Below are 19,037 nucleotides of genomic sequence, written 5' to 3' on the forward strand. Positions count from 1 at the left end.
CGCGTTGCTTATTCATCAAAACCCGCGAGCTGGGCATCATCAAACCGCATGGCAGCCTGGCCATAATGCAGAAACACCACCGTGACGTGGTCGAAATCTTCGCGCGGCGCTTTGATGTAGAATTGCAGTTCCTGGGGCGCGTTGGGCTGCAACACCCGCTGAAACTGCACCGTGCGCTCGCGTACCACCCGGGAGCCCTGGCAAAACCGCACCGCGAACTGCGTCATTTTGCCTTCAATCCATTCGGGCTGGCTGGTGCTGGCTACGGCCCGGCCCTGCACCCATTTGAATTGGCCGGGCCGGGCCGGAATATCAAACTCGGCACTACGTGGGTGGGCAGCGTCGAGCAGCAGGGAGCAGTTGCCGCGCAGGGCGGGCTGCCCGCATTCGGCTTGGCCGGCCAGCGACTCAAAATCCTGCTTCCAGAGCACGCGGTAATTACGGGGCGTGCCAGTGAAATCGTAGTTCGTATCGAGCAAGAGGCGGGCTTCGAGTGGCACGTCGTAGCGGCCCAGGATGCGCCACCAGTAAGCCCGCGTCATCTGGCCAGCCACCAGCAGGCCGCCCAAATGGGCCTGGTAGGTGAGCCACAAGTTGTGGTAGCAGCTCAGCACTGCGAAACCGGCGTAAGCCAGCAGCCAGGGGCGCCGGGCCAACAGCCAATGGTGCGCCGCTGCGAACGGCCAGGCCAGCACGGCGTAGCTCTGCACCATGGCCCGCTGGCCCAGCGAGCCGCCGTACAGCCATTCGTCCCAGGCAAAGGTGACGTAGGTAAATACCGTGATGAAAATCAGCAGCGGCCAGAACGCGGCGAGCTGCTGGCGACGTAGCGCTGTAAAGCCCAGCAGCGCCACCACCAGCAGCGGCGAGTACAGCAGCCAGCCACTTTTGAAGCTGAAAATACCGTCCCATAAGTGTGGGCGCAGCCAGCTAAAACCCTGCTGCTGGTAGCTATATACTATCCAGTCGCCGCTCACATAGTGCCAGTAAAGCGGCTGAATACTTAGTATAGCGGCCCCGATTAGCCCGGCGGCCAGCAGTAGCCCCCCGTGCTTCCGCCAGAACGCCAGCCGCTCACGCACGGCCGGGCCGGTGGGCCGCAAGCCCCAAAGCAGCGGAATGAGCAAAGCCAGCAGCTCGGTGGGTCGGGTCAGGGCCATCAGGCCCACAATGGCCCCGATACCCAGCGCCCGGCCCCGCGTGGGCCGCTGGTAGAAGGCCGGAGTGAGCAGCAGCAGCGCGGCGTACCAAGTGAACAGCCAGTTATGCGTCATGGCTCCGCCAATGGCACTGTAATCCAGGTAATTGGTTCCCAGCACAATACCCAATAGCGTGAGCGCCGTGGGCCATTCGCCAAAGTGCGGGCGCAAGGCCCGCCGCACCAGTGCCAGGCCCAGGACGGACATCAGTACGCTGGCCCCGAGAATGGCCAGCTGGTAGGGCGGCGAAAAACCATCGGCGGGGTAGCCGAGCGGGGCCGCCACGGCATGGGCAATCAGAAAAAATGGCAGGTACTGCACGGCCATGCCGGCCGAATACTTCATGACGTAGTGCCCACTGCCGCGATGCCGAAACGCCTGCTGAAAGTCGGGTGTGGGGGCGTAATCGCGCATCATCTGGTCCTTAAATTGAAGGTCCTTGATGTCGTGGTGAATGAAGATGGCCGGCAGGTAGAGGTAGTACCCCGACACGTCCCAGCCAATGACGGCCCCCGAATCCCTGACATTCCACCGTTGCAAAGGCACGAAGGCGATGGTGACGATAAACAGGCTGCAAAACAGCCAAGCCAACCAGGACGGTGATTTCATACGAGGGCAAACAGACCGATTTTGCCGCAAGTTGGGCACAAATCACGTTCCCAGGCGGCGCGATGCCGTACTTTGGGCCGATGACAAGATTCTGGCTCACTCTCTTCTTATTCAGTTGGCTTGGCCTACGGTCCGCGTCTATAAGTGCCCAGCCCGCCTCGCCCCTGCTACCCCTGCCCACCGAAACGCGCTGGGGCCAAGGCCGCCTACTGCTGAAAACGCCACTGAAGCTGCAACTCGACGCGGCGGCCGACCCCAGCGTGCGCGCCGCGGCCCGCCGGATGCTCACGCGCCTGCAAGGGCCAACCGAACCGGCCAAAGGGTCCGTGCTGCAAATTCGCTACGGCCGCGTGGGCCGTCCGGAGTTGTTTGACGAAGAACGGTATAGCCTGCGCGTGACGCCCGTGGGCGTGAGCATCGACGCGCCGACTAGCTTGGGCGTGCTGCGGGCCCTGGCCACGCTGGAGCAGCTGCCCATTGCCGGAAAGAAGCAGCGCTACTTGCCCGAGGTGGATATTCAGGACAGCCCGCGCTTTGCCTGGCGCGGGCTGTCGCTCGATGCGGCGCGGCACTTCCTGCCCGTAGCCGTCATCAAGCGCAATATTGACGGCATGGCGGCTGTGAAGCTGAACGTGCTGCACTGGCACCTGACCGATGACCAGGGCTTTCGCATCGAAAGCAAGGTGTTTCCGCGCCTGCAGACGGTGGGCAGCACCGACGGTCTGTATTACACCCAGGCCGAGGTGCGCGAGGTGCTGGCCTACGCGGCGGACCGCGGCATTCGGGTGGTGCCGGAGTTCGACGTGCCCAGCCACACCACCAGCTGGATTGTGGCCTACCCGCGCCTGGCATCCGTCGACTCCACCTACGTGCCCTACCAGCTGTGGCGCACCACCAACGTGGCCATCGACCCCACCCGCGAAACCACTTACACCTTCCTCGATTCGCTGCTGACGGAGATGACTACGCTGTTTCCAGACCCGTATTTCCACATCGGCGGCGATGAGAACGACGGGCGTAACTGGCGGCGCACTCCACGCATTGTGGCCTATATGCAAGCGAACAAAATGGTGAAGGCCGACGGCAAAACCGTGGACAAGCACCAGCTGCAAACCTATTTCAATCGCCGAGTGCTGGCCCTGCTGCAAAAGCGCGGCAAAATCATGATTGGTTGGGACGAAATTCTCGGCCCTGATTTACCCAAGGAAACCGTGATTCAGAGCTGGCGCGGCAAGAAAGGCCTGAACGATGCCGCCGAGCTGGGCCACCCCGTGCTGCTTTCCAGCGGCTACTACCTCGACCTGAACTACAGCGCCGCCGCCGCCTACGCCGCCGACCCGCTGCCCCCCGATACGCCCCTCACGCCCGCCGAGCAGGCCTTGGTGCTGGGCGGCGAAGCCGCCATGTGGACCGAATTCGCCGATTCCGTTATCATTGACTCGCGCATCTGGCCCCGCGCCGCCGCCGTGGCCGAGCGGCTGTGGTCGCCGCAGGCCATCACCCAAAACGTGGCCGATATGTACCGCCGGCTCAACCTGACTTCCGGCAAGTTGGAGATGCTGGGCCTGCGCCACCGGAGCGGCCCCATTGTGCTTCTCAAGCAGCTGGCGGGAGCCAATAATATGGTGCCCCTGCGTATCCTGGCCGAAGTGATTGAACCCGTGAAGGAATACAAGCGCCACTTCCAGGGCTACAAATACACTACCGAAACCCAATACAACCGTTTGGTTGATGCCGCCCCGGCCGAGTCGGAAGTCGCCCGGCGCTTCAGCGTGCTGGTGGATAGTGTACTGACCGCCCGGCCTGCCGCGCCCACTTGGCTACCCGCTGCGATGCGCCAGCTAGCTGCCTTGCGCGCCCAGGCCGTGCGCTGGCAGGCCAACGATGTGCTGATGCAGCCGTTGTTTCTTAGCAACGTCAGCCTGCAGGAATACGCTCCGCTTTCGGCCCAACTAGCAGCGGTGGGTGCCTTGGTGCTGGAACGCCTCACGCAGCTGCAAACCGGCCAGGCTCCGTCGCTGGCGTGGCAAAAAGCCGCCCGCGCCACGCTCGACGCTGCCCAAGCTCCGGTTGGGCAAGCTGAGTTAGCCGTGATAAAAGCTGTCCGGAAGCTGGCGGGACTGTAAGTTTCTTTGTCATTGTTAAAAAGAACGGTCATGCTGAGCGAAGCCGAAGCATGACCGTTTTGCCTTCTCCTTTATTTTGCTAAGTAACTCCAAGCTGCGCTTTTTTCTGCTTAGGCTGGCCCTGCTGCTGGCCCTGGCGCCTTTTCTGCTGCTCACCGCTTTCAACCAGCCGTTTTTCGACGACTTCCGCAACGGCTATTGGATGCGGGAGCACGGCACCTGGGGCGTGCAGCTGTGGCTGTTCCAAACCTGGACCGGGCGCTTCATCACCACATTTATTATGACGGTGTTGAATCCCGTGGCTTACGGCTGGCTGGGCGGTGTGAAAGTGGTGGCCGCTACGGCATTCATGGCGCAGTGGGCCAGCCTGGCTTATTTCCTGCGGACTTTACTGCACACAGCGCTAAAAGTAGCCTGCTCCTGGAGCCAGGCTTTTTGGGCCACTGGGCTGCTGTTGGTGCTGTTTTGCAACGCCGCGCCCGTGCCGTTCTCCTTCCTGTACTGGTTCTGTGGCATCGTGGCCTACCAGCTGCCACTCATTGGTTTACTAACCTTTACGGCGCTGGCATTGCGGGCGGGCTGGGGTCCGGTGCGGGCGCGGTGGCGCAACGCAGGGCTGGCCTGCTTCCCGCTGGTGCTGGCCCTCACCGGCAATGAGCTCACGCTGGTGCAGGCCATGCCGCTGCTGGCGCTGCTAGGATTCGCCTTGCCCACGACAGCCCGCCCGAAGCTGATGCTGTGGCTGATTATCGGCGCGGTGGCCGTGGGCATTGCGGCCGCCGCACCTGGCAACTGGGTCCGGGTCGCCACCATGGCTCCACCTTCCGACCCCTATTACGCCTACCGCTGGCTGGTGCTGATACCTCGGGCCGTGTATTCAATGGTGCTTTTTCTCCTGAAGCCCATGGTTGGCCTGAGCACTTTGGCCGCCGCAACGGTTGGGCTGTGGGTAGGAAATCAAACCCGCGCTACGAACCATTCGCCACTCGCGCGCAGCCAATGGATGGCGGTACTACTGGCCTTTAGCAGCCTCAATTTCATTGGCTTTCTGTTGTTTCGTTACCTCATCGTGGGTGCACCACTCATGCGGGCCCAGAACGAAATCCTGCTCGTGCTACTGCTATCAACGGGCGCGCTGGGCTGGCTGGCGGGACAGCAGCTCACCGACGCGGCTTCATCCAAAGCAACGCGGCTGCGGCAGCTACAGTTGCTGCCACTTTTGGTGCTGGGCGGCCTGTTCGGGGCCGGGCACGTGCCCGAGGCCTGGCGGGAGCTAGTCACCAGCGCCGCGCCTTTCGATGCCCAGATGCAGGCCCGGTTTGCCGCATTGCGGGCGGCGCAACGCGCAGGCACACCCCAGCTCACGCTGCCGCCACTGCGCCTGCCCTACGGCCGGGTACTCATTCCGCTGCGCCAATTCAGCTCGGATATTGAATTCGATATTGACCTCAGCATTGGTTGCGAAGGCACCATCAACAGCGTGATGGAGCGCTACTTTGAGGTGCCGAAAGTGTGCAGCGAGGCGGCCGCGGCCCCACTACCGGCGGCGAATTAAGCAGTAGCCCATAGCTGAATTTGTGCCGACAGAAGCTAACTTGCCTGGTATGCAAGCAGAAATCACCCAGGCGCTGGCCAATCTTGACTTCACGGCCATCGACTTTGAGACGGCCAACGAGCGCCGCGACAGTGCCTGCGCCGTGGGCGTGGTGCGGGTGCGCGGTGGCCAGATTGTCGATTCCTACTACACCCTGCTGCGACCCCGCGTGCTGCGCGTGGATTGGCGCAACCAACAGGTGCACGGCATTGCCGAAGCCGACCTGCACGATGCGCCCTCCCTGGCCGATGCCTGGCCCGCGCTGCTGCCCTACCTGCACCGCCAGCCCGTGGTGGCCCACAATTCATCGTTCGATGTGAGCGTGCTCGAATACACCTGCCGCGATTTCAGCCTGCCCATTCCCGCTTTTCACGCCCTGTGCTCGGTGAAGATGGCCAAGCTGTGCTGGCCGCAGCTGGAGCGCCACAAGCTCAACTACGTAGCCGAGCATTTCGGCATCGCGCTCAACCACCACGACGCCCTAAGCGACGCCCGCGCCTGCGCCGAAATCACCGTCCACGCCTTCCGCTCGGGTACGGCGCTGCCGCTATGCTACAAGCAGCGCGAGCTCACGGCCGGGCTGGCCGCTCGCGCCGCCAAAGCCGCCGCTACCCGCGCTCGCGCGGCCGCGCGCTATTCTTAAAACAGCACCGCTACCTGCATGCGGCCGGTGTGCACGGTGTTGAGGCCGCTGGACTTGCGGCCGTCGTACGCCAGCGTGATATTCAGGCCATTACTTAGGCGCTGCTCCACGTTTAGCGCCCAGGTGAAATTACTGCCCGGGCGCAAGGCATTCAGGATTTCAATGGCCACCACCGAGTTGGGGTCAGTGCCGGCAAACTGCACGCGGGTGTAGCGCGTGGCGGCCGTGATGGTGCGCTTATTCACCTGGCTCAGGCGGGTTTCCAGGCCCAGTTCGTCGAAAACTCCCGGGTTGGTTTCGGCGGGCTTAGGTGGGAACGTGGCTAGCGGCGTATCCAGCGTGTTCTGCTTGAAGGTGCGCAGGTAGGTGCCCGTGAGGCGCAGCGAAGGCGTGGGCTGGTAGCTGATTTCGGGCTGCACCGCGTAAATCAGCAGGCGGTAGTTGCGGGTGGTGAGGTAAGTGCTGGCCGATTCCCGGATATCGCGCGAGCCAATGAGGCGGCCCGTGAACGAGGTGGCCAGCGTGCGGCGCACCAGCACGCTCTGAGTACTGAAGTTGCGGCGGTCAAAGCCCTGCACCAGCTGGGTTTTCTGCTGGGTTTGCTGCACGGTGAACTCGGCCCCAAAAATGGGATTCGACCGGTTGAAGTACAGCGTGTTGCGGAACAGCTGGTTGAAGGCCAGCAGCTGGTCGTCTTCCTTATCGTAGCTGAAAGGGCTGAGCCGCGAGAGCAGCGCGGGGTCAGTCGTGCGGCGGTCGACGGTGATGCTGCTGAGCGTGGCGAAGCGCGAGGCCACCGCCCGCCAGCCGCCCGCCTCGCGCCAGCCGCGCGGAGCCGCCGTGGTGAGGCGGTAGCTCAGGCGGTTAGTGAAGGCGATGAGGTAGTCGGCCGTGGGCAAATACACTTTGATGAAGGTGCGGAACTGCGCATCGGGGGCTTGGGCCTCGAAAAACTCGTCCTTCTGCTGGATGCCGTCGCCGTTGGCATCGCGCCAGAAGTGGGTGCCCTGCCCGGCCGGCACGGCCAGAAACGAGTAGTCGCGCTTCAGTTCGCGGCCGGTAGCCACGCTGTAGCTTAGTTCGGAGCGTATCTGGTTCTGCAGCAGGCTGGCGTTGTAGAACACCTGGCCCAGGACGGTGCGGTTGCGGGCCAGGCCCAGCGAGTCGAGGTCGCGGTAGGTGGCCAGCACGCGCAGGTCCTGGGTTTTGCCGAGGCGGGTGGCCAGCGTGCCCTGCCAGGTTTGGGCGGTGCCGCGCCGCTGCAACGCGGTTTGCTCGCGGTTGGGGCTTTGGTCGCGGCGGTAGCTGTAGTCGAAGCGGTACTGGGTGCGGGCGGAGTCGCGGCTCTGAAAAAACACGTTATGCTCGTCGAAGTAATTGGCCGAGCGAATGGTGTCGGTACTGGCCGAGCTGACGCGATTTTTATCGAACCGGTAGGCGTAGCCAGGCACTACGCGGCCGCCCACGAAGCGCCCGGTGGCCTCGCCCCGGGCCCAGTCGGAATGGAAGCGTCCGGCATCGGAATTCAGCACAAACAACGAGCCGCGCAGCTCCAGCCCACCCACTTTCTGGGCCGCATCCAGCCAGTGCTGCTGCCCGCTCACCTCGCCCGGTCGGAAGCGCCGGCTGAAGCGATAATTGACGCTGTTGTTCACGTCCTTCGCCAATCCCAGGCTCAGGTTGAAGATGTTATCCTCCCGTGGTATTGGGGTAATACCCGTAACCTGCGTGGTATTCACGTTGCTCCAGTTGCGGTCGAATTCAATGTCCCGGTAGCGGTCAATCGGCGCGAAGCGCTTGCCCGTGTACTCATAGTCCAGGGTGGAGCGCAGCCGATAATCGCGCAGCACGCTGCTGGCCAGAGCAGCGGGCAGGCGGCGGTTCTGCACCACGTAGCCCACGTGAAAGGCCCCGTCCTGGTCGCTGGCTGGTGAGAAACGGTTGCGGTCGAGGCGGGAGCGGGCCGCGTCCACAAACACCGTCGTGCTGCTGTCTACCTGGTAGCTCAGGCCGCCGGTCACCAGCTGTTTCAGCAGCGGCGTGGGCACCCGGCGCACGGGCAGGTAGCGGCCCCGGCCCGGCCCCAGGTAGTCGTACACCGTGCCGTTGGCGCTTTGGAAGCGCGGGTTGGTGCTGCGCTCGTAGTCGCCCCGGCCCTGCCCCACATCGGTGAAGCGCACCGTGAACGACTGCCGCACGGAGTCAATCGGCATCTGGGCTCCCACGAAGGTGAATACCTCTACCGACACCGGCAGGCCGGGCAGCTGCCGCGATTCGCGGTGGTACTGCACCAGGCGGCGGTCATACGGCGTGGCATCGCCGCCGGGAAACTCGCCCACGGCCACGTTGCCGGCTCGCCCCAGCTGCGCCCGAATGGAGTCGTTCAGGTCCAGGTTGGGCGCGTTGTTGGGGTTGTCGGATTCCTGATAGAGGTTGCCGTGCACGCTCAGCCGGCCCACCTGCTGGTAGTGGCTGGCGGCCACCAGCGAGCGGGCATAGTTGAGGTCCGAGTACTCAAAATCAATCTTAATGCGCGAATTGCGCGTGATGAGGTGGCGCGGCGTAAACGTGACCTCGGCCAGGTTGTAGTCGATGATATAGTCGGCATCGAAGCCCCGGGTTTGAAGGCGGCCGTCGAGGTACACCTTCTCCGAATTAGCCAGTACGATGATAAATTGCTCGCCGTTGGGCCCGTTGAGGCGGTACGGCCCCTGCACGTTCTCAATGGGCGCCACGTCAATACTGGCAAACTTGCCCTTGGCCACCCCGCCCGCAATGGCCGTGGAGGAGCGCCACGCCACGCCACGGCGCACCCCCGAACTGCTGGCGCTGGTGGCCGTCACGCCCGTGGCCCCCGTCACGGGGGCCCGGTCACCGAGCGGCAGCGGGGCGGCGGTGCCGGGCACTTGCCGGTTAAGGTCCGTAAGCTGAGGCTGGCTGATGGCCGGTGGGTTGAGCGTGGCCGGCGCGGGACCATTGGGCAATCCGTTGGGCAACTGCCCGGCGGTGCCGTTTAGAAACACGGTATTGGGCACGCCGGGCGCGGCTCCCAGCCCGGTCAAGCCCACGATGGGCGGACCGAAATTGGCTTCCACGGCCGCGCCCTGAATGTTTTTATAGTAGCGCAGGAAATAATCGGGCTTGTTGCGTAGCACCACGTCGCCGGCCGTCAGGTTCCAGTTAGGGTTGGTGAGGGTGATGTAGATTCGGTCGAACTGCTGCAGCTGCTGGGTATTGCCCTCGGGCTGAAACGGTACGTTCTGGTCGGAAATGGCCGCCGTCAGGTTGATATTCTCGGTGAGTTGGCCTTCCAGCTGCAGGTTAAGGGCCGAGTTCACAAATACGTTCTGAGTGTTGCCAAAACTTAGGCCCCGCGACAGATTGCCCGTCTTGCTGATGCCCGGCGTGCTCAGAATCTGCTCCTTCACCGAAAAATCCTCGAACCGCACCACCGGTTGCCGGAAACCCAGACTGTCCATTAGCCCGATGGGCCGGCGGTAGCGGGGCGCGGCCAGCCGCAACGGCAGCACCCGGTAGCACACCTGTATTGAATCAGCCCGGGGCAGCCCGCTGCTGTCGCGCGGGGCCGCCCGCACCCAGTGAAAACGGTCGGTGCGCCCATCATAGTCCACGCCGCGCCCCTGCACCAGCACCGAAGACGGCACCACCGTCAGCGTGTCGGTAATCGCAAAATCGGTGGTGTCGCGACCCGGCGCGAGGCGCACCCAGCGGCAGCGCCGGGTGCTGGGCGGCGGACCCTCACTGGTTTTAGCGGGCCCTACCGGGTACGACCGCGCCTGCGCCCACGCCACCTGATTTGCAAACAATAGCACCGCTACGAGCAGGCCCACTAGGGGGAAGCACAGGCGTAAGCGGCGAATCATGCGGTAAAGGTCGGGTTTGGCGGGTAACGACAGCGGCGGGTGGTTTCGTGCCGGAACGCAGGTATTTGACCGGCTTTATCCCGCCAGCGGCAGCTCGATAAAGAAGTCCGTCCCCTGCCCTACTTCGGTTTCAAACCAGATTTTGCCACCGGCACTCTCAATGCCGCGCTTGGCTACGGCCAGCCCAATGCCCGAGCCGCTGGTCTTGGTGGTGAAGTTGGGCACGAAAATCTTCTCCCGCACTTCCTCAGCAATGCCCGCCCCGTTGTCGCGGATAGTCACCCGAACGCTGCCAGTGCCCAGCGCTTCCAGCGATACGTCGATGTGGGGCGCGCGGCCTTCGGGCACGGCCTGCCGGGCGTTTATCAGCAGGTTGTTGAAGGTGCGGACCAGCAGGTTTTCGTCGGCGTACACCAGGTAGAGGCCGGTTTCGGCGTCGGGCGGCAGGTGCAGGGCTAGGGCGCCGTCGTCGATATCGGGCTGGTGCAGAGCCGCGCAGCGGCGCAGCACGGCGGCTACGTCCAGCCGCTCGGGCCGCATGGCGGGCAGGTTGGTGAAGGTGCTAAAACTGGTGGCGATGTCGCTCAGCACGTCGATTTGGGTGATGAGCGTCTGGCTGATGCGGCTGATGAGCTCCTCGGCATTGGGGCGACGCTCGGCAATAGCTTTTTGCAGAAACTGCAGGCTCAGCTTCATCGGCGTGAGCGGATTCTTGATTTCGTGGGCCACCTGCCGGGCCATTTCGCGCCAGGCCGCTTCTTTTTCCTGCGCGGCCAGCTCGCGCTTGCTGGCCTCCAGCTTGGTGAGCATGGCGTTGTACTCGCGCACCAGCAGGCCGATTTCGTCGTCGGAGCTGCGGTAGTCCAGCAGCTCATTCTCGCCCGTCAGGGTGGTCTGGGTCAGCTTTTCGGTGATGAGCTTAAGCGGAGCCGTGAGCTGCCGCGCCGCCACAAACGCCAGCCCCAGAAACAGCAGAAACATCAGCGTGAAGATGTTCAGAATGGTCGTAAACAGCTCCGTAAGCTTGGTATTCAGCTCTTTTTCCGAATCGAAGAACGGAATGCCGACATAGCCCAGAATCGGCCCGGTGGGCATGGCAATGTCGTCGGTCAGGGCCTCGTCGTTCGGACGTTGCTTTGGTATTACAGCTCCAGCCATAGGCTTCAGCTTGCTCCCGCTGCCGTAGCCCAGCGCATGGCCCGCCAGGTCGGCCACCACCACTTCGCCCGCACCTGCCCGCACGGGTAGGTAGAGAGCATTGAACGACAACGAGCCCGCCCGCTCCGTGAGCAGCGCCAGGGGCCGGTTGCGCTCGCGCAGGCTCACCATTGCTTGCGGGTTGAGCAGCGGCCCCAGCAAGCCGGCATCAAAAATGAGGGGCTGGCTGCTAGCCAGCAGCTCGCCGTGGGCGTCGTAGAGATTGAGGTCGGTTTCGGTGAGCGCGGCCACGTTTTTGGCCAAGGCCGCCAGCGTGGACCGTGCCGTGGTGTCGGACAGCAGGTGGCGCTGCCGGCGCAGGCTTTCCAGGGCCAACTGCCCGCGGCGCTCATAGGTCCGGGCCAGGTCGCGCTGATACGAGTCAATCAGCTGGCTGGCCGTAGCCACGCTCACCACCAGCAGCGGCACCACAATGCCCACGTTCAGCAGCAGTTGAATTCGGGTGCTGAAGTTGAGCCGGGGCACCGCCCGGCCGCGGGCCAGCAGCACCAGCCCACTCAGCAGCAGCCAGAGAAACGACGACAGCAAGAACTGGAAGGAGAAATTGGCCAGCCAGTCGCTCAGCGAATACGTGGCCGTGGTCACCACTACCGTCCGGTCGAGGGAGCCGCGCACGGCAAAGTGGTGGTAGCCCTGACGCGGCAGGCCGGTGGTGTAGAGGCGGGGCTCGGCCAGTAAGGCAGTGGGCAAGCGGTTGGCGTAGTCGAAATCGCCCTCGCTGTACACCAGATGGCCGTGGTTGTAGCCCGCGTAGCTCAGCTCGGTAGCCAGACCCGGCTCGAAGAACTTCTGGTCGACCAGCAATTCAGGCAGTACACTATAAGAAGTCAGCTTTTTCAGGGTCAGCTCCACGCGCACCGCACCCAGGGACAGGCCCACCCCGTTCACCCGGTTGCCGGGCACGGTGATGTGTGCCACGTAGCGCCGCGAGCCAAACGGATTATCTGACTGCACCAAAAATACCCCGGCTTGGTCGGTGGGCGTGGCAATGCGCGACGTGGTGGCGCGGGCGGCCCGCAGGTTGGGGGTACCCGGTGTGGTGCCCACGGCATCGCCAGCCGCGTCATACAGCGTAATGTTGCTCTCGTATTTGTCGAAGTAGTGGCTCAGGTACTGCCGGGCAATGCGCTCGCGCACCACTTCGGGCCGCCCAAAGGCCGCCGACAGCGCCCGCCGCACGAAGGGGTCCCCGGCAATCTTCCGCATCTGCTCGCTCAGCAGGATTTCTCCTTGAAAATCATTATCGATGAGCAGATTACCGGCCAGGCGCTGCTTATCAACCAGCAGCTGCTTTTCGAAATGCGCGTAGAGGGCCAGGGCACCCGTGGCCGAGGTTAGGGCCAGCAGCAGCACAATCAGGACCGAAGACTGGTAGGTACTGGCAATTGGCGCAGTCCGCAGGTTCACGGCGCGCACCAGCGAGGTAAACAGGAGCAGCACCGCCAGCAGGAGCACCCACGGCTGCCCAAACGCCAGCCCCACGCCCAGCACCGGCACCGCCACCAGCGCGGGGCCCAGCAGCAGCGCCCGCCGGGGCACGTGCTGCAGCAGCGCGCCCGCCACCTGCGTGAGCCCAAAAAAACCCACCAGCCACGCGGCCGTGTGCAGCAGTACCGCCAGCGCCAGCAATATCCAAGGGCCGGTTACCTGCAGGTTGCGGGTAACATCCAGGCTCAGCTGCGAGCTGCCGAACGCCGTGGTGTAGTAAGCAAACAGCAGCGCCAGCCAGCCACTAAACGCCAGCCCCACGCCTACCGCCGCCAGGGTTTGCCCTGCCGGCGTGCGCGGGGCGGGCAATCGGGCCAGCACGTGGGTGCGACGCCACAGAGCTGCTGCTCCGGCGGCCATCAGCAATAGCAGCAGCGCATCCAGCAATAAATCGCCCAAGGAGGGGGCCCACCACGCAGCCGCGTACACACGGGGGTCGAATAACGGCAGCTCGATAAACGAATACGGCAGGCCCAAATACAGTAGCCCGCCCCGCAATGCGGCCAGCGGCAGCACCAGCGCCGCCACGGCCGCCCAGGCCCGCCCCGCCTGCCACCAGCGCCAAGCCAGCAGCAGCCACCCCAGGGCATAGACCAAGCTGCCCAGCGCCAGCAGCGCCAAGGGCACGTACTGCCCCGTGAGCGGATTAGGCTGCAGCCGCTCGACAGAAAACAGGTAATGTCCATCGGATGCCTCGAACCGGGCCCGGTTGCTGGCGGCACTATCGGCCACCACTTTCAGCTCCATGCCCCGAAACAGCGCCTGCTCGCCCCCTTCCCGCAAATAGCGGTTACTGATGCCGTAGCGCCGCTCCAGGGGTAGATACGTGAGGATGAGATAGGGGCCAACCGTGCGGCGCAGCAGCAAAAAATGCCCCACTGGCGTTTCTATCAGTCGTTCGGCAACGGTGCTGACGGCTTCGGCTTCTGGCCGCAAGGTGGCGTCGGACCAGTAGCGCAGCACGCCATTTTCGAGCACGCAGGTAGGATAGGTGGTCTGGGCCAGCAGCTTCTCAAAGCTGTAGCCACCGCGAGGCAGTTGGGCCGCTACGGAATCGGCCTCGCGACGGGCCGTGGTTTCGGCATCACGCACCAGCTGCTGCAGGCGCATTACGTCGGTGCGCTGCACTACGCCCGGTGCCTGCGCGTAGCGGCTGGCCAAGTAGCCCCCAGCAAAACACAACGTCGCCGCTAATAGCAGCAGCCAAGGCAAGCGCCGCCACGCGGGCGTTTGAATAACGGAGGAACTCGGGTGCTGAATCGGGTGCAAAAAGAAAGGTATCAGGTCGATGAGTCAGCGGAGCTAGACAATACGGCCAAAGTAAGCAGGTAATACGCTCAGTGGCGGTTTTCTACGAAAGCGCCCATGCTAACCGGTAAGTCGAAACCGTCCTGTCGAGCGCAGCCTTTGGAATTCGGCGCACTCGCAAAATCCACGCCTAATAAAAAATGCTGCCCGAGAGCAGCATTTTCAACGTCAGCAAAAACTCGATTCTAGCGGGTTAAAAAACGCGGGTCGAAACGGGCGCCGCCGAATCCGTACAGCATCACGGCCCGGGAGTACCGGAATAAAAGCGGCGTCACAGCCAGCACCGCTACCGCTACTGTAGTGACATATACCCACACCGGCGGGTCATGCGCGAAGAAATAGAGCAGAAACCCAATCATCAGCAAAATTCCCGTCGAAAAGCCCGAGCTGATGTACATAGCCCCGTAGTAAAAGCCCGGCTCGGGCTCGTACGTTTGGCGGCACACTGGGCATTCATCCGGCATTTCCATGAAGCTGAAGCTCAACGCCGGGTGCTTGAACAGCTTACCAGTGTGGCAACGCGGACAGCGCAAATCCAGCAATGCCAGTACTGTGGAAGGAATAGCCGTCGCAGGCTGCTCCATTAAGCCTTAACCTTGGCAGTCTTAGGGTGCGTCCGGCGGTACCAGAAGTAGCCCACCGCACCCATCAGGATGTACGGCACGGTCATCATGTACACAATACCTTTGTTAAGGCCGGCCACATCGTAGTCGTCGCGCTCCTGTCGGGCGGCTTCTATCTGCGACTTACACATTACACATTGCGCACGGGCCGCCAGCGGGGCCAGGCTCAATAACACGCCCAAAAGCAGGGCAAACGAGGCAGCAAAAATGGTCTTTTTCATAACTAAATCAACACGAGGATTGCGGCAAAGTTTCTTGGTATCAGGTATAATACGGCGAAATCATGAAATAAACGATGACACCCGTGACCGACACATACAGCCAGACCGGGAAGGTCCAGCGGGCAATGGCCTTGTGCTTGGTGTATTGCCCGGTCAAAGCGAAATACAGCGTGAACAGCACCAAACCAACGGTGACAACTGCCAGGCTGATATGACTCAGCAGCAAAAGAAAGTATACTGTCCGAACTGTTCCCACGCCGCCGAAATGCGTGCTCTCAACCTGCGAGTGGTAGGCTACATAAGACAATAGAAACAAACCACCCAGCGCGAAAGCAGTGCCCATAGAAGCGCGGTGAGCCAGCACGTTTTTCTGCCGAATAAAGTAGAACCCAACCAAGAGCGCAACCGCTGTCAGCGAGTTCAGCACCGCATTCACCGCGGGCAACGAATGCAGGTACGCATCAGCCCCCGAAATTTTGAAGACCCCTTTATAGTAGAATATCACGGCGACCAGCAGCGGTACCACGGCCCCCAACGTGCCCAGGATGATTTTGAAGCGCGTGTAGTCGCCGGGGGCCATCACCGGCGGGTGCAGTTGGTTAGTGGGGGTGTTCATAATCGTAAAGCTGTACGGTAACTTCCGTAAGTAAGCGGTCTATTTCGCGGCCGTCGGTCCCATCGTAGATGCCCCGTATCCGGCGTTGATTGTCGACTAATAACAGCCGGCCAGCGGGGATGTTGGCCGTATACACGGTCCCAGGCAGTCGCTTAGGGTCGGCAGTGAGGCGAAATTCCTGACGCGCCAGTGAATCAAGCCCGGCACTCGGACCAGTCAGAAAAAACCACTTGCCAGCGATGGTGCCATATTGTTCGGCAAGGCGGGTCAGGGCCGGGGCAGTTTCGGGAGCCGCCGCCAGTACAAAGGTTACCAGCCGCACCCGGGGCTCGTGCCGGAATTTCTCCTGCACCCGCAGTAGCTGACGCGCAACGCGGGCACTAGTCACATCGGGGGTGTAAAACTGGGCAATGTATAGCCCTTTGCCAAGCTCGGCGCTGCTAACGGTGCGGCCCGTGGAGGCCGGTAGTTGAAATGCCGCGATTTGGTGAAAAACAGTATCGCGCTGCCACTTCCCGCCAACCTGCGTGGAATCCACGCGGTCGGGCAGGTAAGTTGGCAGCGCGTAACGGTTGGAACCGAAGCGGAACAGGAATAAAAAAGCCAGTACCGGCACTAATAGCAACAGCCCCAGCAAAATAGTTTGACGGGGCCGCATCCGCTATTTAAACATGTTTTGCATGACTTCGCCGACGAACGAGCCTTCGGTAATCAGGGCTACCAGCAACCATACCAACAGCGACACAGGCACCAAAATAGTCCAAATCAACCCCTTCGTTTCGTGCTTAAGGTGCATGAACTCTGCAACGATGAAGAAAGCCTTCATAATTGTCAGCACAATAAAGATGCTGTTGCGCAGGGTGCTCGGGTGCATCAGGAACACGAAGACGAACTCCACGGCCGTAATGCCCACGAGTACCCCAAAAATTTTCCAAATCCAGCCCGTGTTCGGCTTGGCAATCTCGCCAGGGGCGAGTGTGGGTTCAGTGGTTGCGTTAGCAGACATAATATTTAGTTGTCATTCTGAGCGGAGCGGAGACCCTTATCACGCTCGCGCTGTCCAGAGTTGGTAAGGCAGAGGAGCAAAGCCGTGATAAGATGCTTCGCGCCTCAGCATGACGGATTAAACGAGGTAGAAGAAGGTGAATACGAATACCCACACCAAATCTACAAAGTGCCAGTACAGACCGATTTTTTCAATCATCTCGTAGTGGCCACGCTTCTCAAAAGTGCCGTTGGTGGTGGCAATGAAGCACCAAACCAGCAAGCACACGCCCGAGAGTACGTGGGTGCCGTGGAAACCCGTGATGAAGAAGAACAAGTCTGCAAACAACACCGGACCGTACTGATTCATAGCTAAGTTGGCACCGTGGAACACGGTTCCGTCGGCCATCAGCGTGCCCTCGGTGTGGCCGTGAATGAAGTGGCTCCATTCCCATGCCTGGCTAGCCAAAAACGTAGCGCCGAATAAGATGGTCCAAAGCAGCCATTTCTGCACGTCTTTCTTATCCATGCGGTGGCCGGCTTCTACGGCCAGTACCATTGTCACGGAGCTCAAAATCAGAATCATGGTCATCAAAGCCACGAAACCCAAGGGTACGTTGGCTTCGCCCATGCCGGGGAATGCGTTGAACACGTGGTCCGGAATGGGCCACCAACGGGTGCTGAACACAAAGTCTTCAGCCTCACCCGTAAACACCTCGTGCTTGTGGCGAATCATGCCATAAGTGGTCAGGAATGCGGCAAAGGTGAATGCATCAGACAGCAGGAAGAACCACATCATCAGCTTGCCGTAGCTCGCTTTGAACGGTTCGTTGCCGCCGTCCCAGTTGCCAGTGCGCGGAACGTCGAGGGTATTGGAAGCAGCGGGGGGCTGCAAAGTGGTCGGTTGGGCCATAGCGGACAGCGTAATGTCGTTTTAGTGGTTCAAAAGTAAGAACAAATACAGGTACAGCCAAAGCCCACCCAGGAAGTGCCAGTACAAAGTGGCGTTGCCGATGGAGAGCATGGCGCGCGAATGCACCTGATACTTAAGGACCCGGCGCAACACAACGGCCAGGAAAACAAGACCCGTAACGAGGTGAAAAGCGTGAACTCCCATCAACACGTAGACGAATGAACCCGACGGATTGGCATCAGCCCCGCCAAAGTACGTGTTGCCGGCCACCAAGTCGCCGAAGCTGAAGTACTGACCAACCAGAAAGAAGAGGCCTAGCACCAAGGCGATAATCAGGCCGGTTTTTGCCCGCACAATCTCGTCTTTACGAGCCGATAAAAATGCCCATTGCATGCTGGCGCTACTCAGGGCAATGATGATGGAATTGATGAGCAACGAAGCTGGCAGGTCAAACTCGCGCCAGTTGCCCTCATCGCGCCGCACAATATAGCCACTCGTGAATGCGGCAAACATCATGACAATGCTGAAAATAAGCAGAACCAGCAGCACCCGCTTGGGGTGCCAGCCCAACCCAATTTCCTTTTCAGACAAGGTTTCAGAAGGATTCATAGAGATGTTATTAATTAATAATAGCCAGCTGTTTGCAGCTGATTGCATTTTGGAAACCAGCCCGAGTCATCACTAACCGAGCTAATGTGCTAACAACAATCAAGGGCTACATTTTGTCCAACACCAACGCAATTTGTACGATGGGTAAGTACAGAAACGAGGCAAACATGATTCGCAGCGCAGATTTTCGCGACTGTGTGCGCATGAGCTGCACGGTGAGCAAGAGGAATAGTACGCCCGCTATCACGGCTACCAGGGCCGAAATCCGACCTGAGATATTGAATTCCAATGGGAGTAGGCTCAATGGAATGAGTAACAGCGTGTAAGTCATTATCTGGAATGCCGTGCGGGTGTCGCGGTTGCCCGGCGAAGGCAGCATTTTGAAGCCGGCTCGCTTGTAGTCCTCGTCGGCCACCCAGGCAATGGCCCAAAAGTGCGGAAACTGCCACATGAACTGAATTCCGAAGAGCACCCACGCCTCCACGCCGATGTATCCCGTAGCCGCTACCCAGCCAATGAGCGGCGGCAACCCGCCCGGAATAGCTCCCACCGCCACGCAAATGGGCGAAATGGTTTTGAGCGGTGTATAAATAAACCCGTAGAGGATGAGCGAGAGCAACGACAAGCCCGCCGTGAGCGGATTGAAGCAGTACCAAAGCAAACTGAGACCAGCCACGCCCAGCAACACGCAAAACACCCACGCTTCGGCGGGCGAAAGTATGCCCAGCGGCAATGGCCGCTTAGCAGTGCGTGTCATTAGCTTGTCGAGTTCCCGCTCGTAAACCTGGTTGATAATATTGGCCGAGCCAGTTACGAGCAGGCCACCCAGCATCACGAGTAGCGCCCTGGTCCAGCTGAACCCATGCGTGCCCAACAGGTAGCCAATCGCGCTGGAAAACGCCACGGTGAGCGAAAGCCGGAATTTGAGCAGCTGAAAATAGGCGCGGGCCTTAACCATCAATCCTTGGAATAATTTTGTCGTTTGGCTCATCATCATAAGCC

Annotated in this window: 14 protein-coding genes; 3 read left to right on the forward strand and 11 right to left on the reverse strand. The window is 61.2% G+C overall.

Going from position 1 to position 19,037, the window contains the following annotated elements; translation table 11 throughout:
• Positions 1 to 8: 8 nt before the first annotated feature.
• Positions 9 to 1,808, reverse strand: coding sequence for a hypothetical protein (locus tag IEW17_RS00680; protein WP_188560077.1), 1,800 nt, complete (start codon positions 1,806 to 1,808; stop codon positions 9 to 11).
• 80 nt (positions 1,809 to 1,888) lie between these two features.
• On the opposite strand from IEW17_RS00680, the gene IEW17_RS00685 reads away from it, so the two are divergent.
• From IEW17_RS00685 to IEW17_RS00695, 3 genes are all read left to right on the forward strand, one after another.
• The gene (locus tag IEW17_RS00685) at positions 1,889 to 3,934 is read left to right on the forward strand and encodes a beta-N-acetylhexosaminidase (RefSeq protein ID WP_188560078.1); all 2,046 of its coding nucleotides are present in this window, start codon (positions 1,889 to 1,891) and stop codon (positions 3,932 to 3,934) included.
• A gap of 76 nt (positions 3,935 to 4,010) precedes the next feature.
• The gene (locus IEW17_RS00690) at positions 4,011 to 5,489 is read left to right on the forward strand and encodes a hypothetical protein (protein WP_188560079.1); all 1,479 of its coding nucleotides are present in this window, start codon (positions 4,011 to 4,013) and stop codon (positions 5,487 to 5,489) included.
• Between the two features lie 49 nt (positions 5,490 to 5,538).
• The gene (locus tag IEW17_RS00695) at positions 5,539 to 6,171 is read left to right on the forward strand and encodes a 3'-5' exonuclease (RefSeq protein WP_188560080.1); all 633 of its coding nucleotides are present in this window, start codon (positions 5,539 to 5,541) and stop codon (positions 6,169 to 6,171) included.
• Here the strand turns inward: IEW17_RS00695 and IEW17_RS00700 are convergent.
• The 10 genes from IEW17_RS00700 to cyoE all read right to left on the reverse strand — a co-directional run bounded on the left by IEW17_RS00700 (position 6,168) and on the right by cyoE (position 18,993).
• The gene (locus tag IEW17_RS00700; protein WP_188560081.1) at positions 6,168 to 10,055 is read right to left on the reverse strand and encodes a DUF8818 domain-containing protein; all 3,888 of its coding nucleotides are present in this window, start codon (positions 10,053 to 10,055) and stop codon (positions 6,168 to 6,170) included. The two genes, IEW17_RS00695 and IEW17_RS00700, sit on opposite strands and share 4 nt — an antisense overlap.
• Positions 10,056 to 10,130: 75 nt before the next feature.
• A complete protein-coding gene (locus IEW17_RS00705; protein ID WP_229748701.1) occupies positions 10,131 to 14,030 on the reverse strand; it encodes a sensor histidine kinase in 3,900 nt (1,299 codons plus the stop codon).
• A 224-nt stretch (positions 14,031 to 14,254) separates the two neighbouring features.
• Entirely contained in the window at positions 14,255 to 14,653 is a 399-nt protein-coding gene (locus IEW17_RS00710; protein ID WP_229748703.1) for a DUF983 domain-containing protein, read from the reverse strand.
• A complete protein-coding gene (locus tag IEW17_RS00715) occupies positions 14,653 to 14,913 on the reverse strand; it encodes a CAMCR motif-containing small membrane protein (RefSeq protein ID WP_188560082.1) in 261 nt (86 codons plus the stop codon). Before IEW17_RS00715 ends, IEW17_RS00710 begins: the two co-directional genes overlap by 1 nt.
• Before the next feature lie 40 nt (positions 14,914 to 14,953).
• Positions 14,954 to 15,529 carry a DUF420 domain-containing protein gene (locus IEW17_RS00720; RefSeq protein ID WP_188560083.1) on the reverse strand — a complete coding sequence of 192 codons (576 nt, stop codon included), beginning with the start codon at positions 15,527 to 15,529 and terminating at the stop codon, positions 14,954 to 14,956.
• Positions 15,513 to 16,187 (reverse strand): SCO family protein, encoded by a 675-nt coding sequence (locus IEW17_RS00725; protein WP_188560084.1) that lies wholly within the window; start codon positions 16,185 to 16,187, stop codon positions 15,513 to 15,515. The genes IEW17_RS00720 and IEW17_RS00725 overlap by 17 nt, the downstream gene beginning before the upstream one ends.
• Positions 16,188 to 16,190: 3 nt before the next feature.
• Positions 16,191 to 16,535: a cytochrome C oxidase subunit IV family protein gene (locus IEW17_RS00730; protein ID WP_188560085.1), complete on the reverse strand. Its 345-nt coding sequence runs from the start codon at positions 16,533 to 16,535 to the stop codon at positions 16,191 to 16,193.
• 117 nt (positions 16,536 to 16,652) lie between these two features.
• Complete coding sequence (locus IEW17_RS00735; protein ID WP_188560086.1) at positions 16,653 to 17,426, reverse strand: cytochrome c oxidase subunit 3; 774 nt, start codon at positions 17,424 to 17,426, stop codon at positions 16,653 to 16,655.
• A 21-nt stretch (positions 17,427 to 17,447) separates the two neighbouring features.
• Positions 17,448 to 18,035 carry a cytochrome c oxidase subunit 3 gene (locus IEW17_RS00740; protein WP_188560087.1) on the reverse strand — a complete coding sequence of 196 codons (588 nt, stop codon included), beginning with the start codon at positions 18,033 to 18,035 and terminating at the stop codon, positions 17,448 to 17,450.
• A gap of 106 nt (positions 18,036 to 18,141) precedes the next feature.
• Positions 18,142 to 18,993 carry a heme o synthase gene (gene cyoE, locus IEW17_RS00745; protein ID WP_188560088.1) on the reverse strand — a complete coding sequence of 284 codons (852 nt, stop codon included), beginning with the start codon at positions 18,991 to 18,993 and terminating at the stop codon, positions 18,142 to 18,144.
• Positions 18,994 to 19,037 lie beyond the last annotated feature (44 nt).

It is taken from the genome of Hymenobacter frigidus (genome assembly GCF_014640435.1).
In the GTDB taxonomy this organism is placed as follows: domain Bacteria; phylum Bacteroidota; class Bacteroidia; order Cytophagales; family Hymenobacteraceae; genus Hymenobacter; species Hymenobacter frigidus.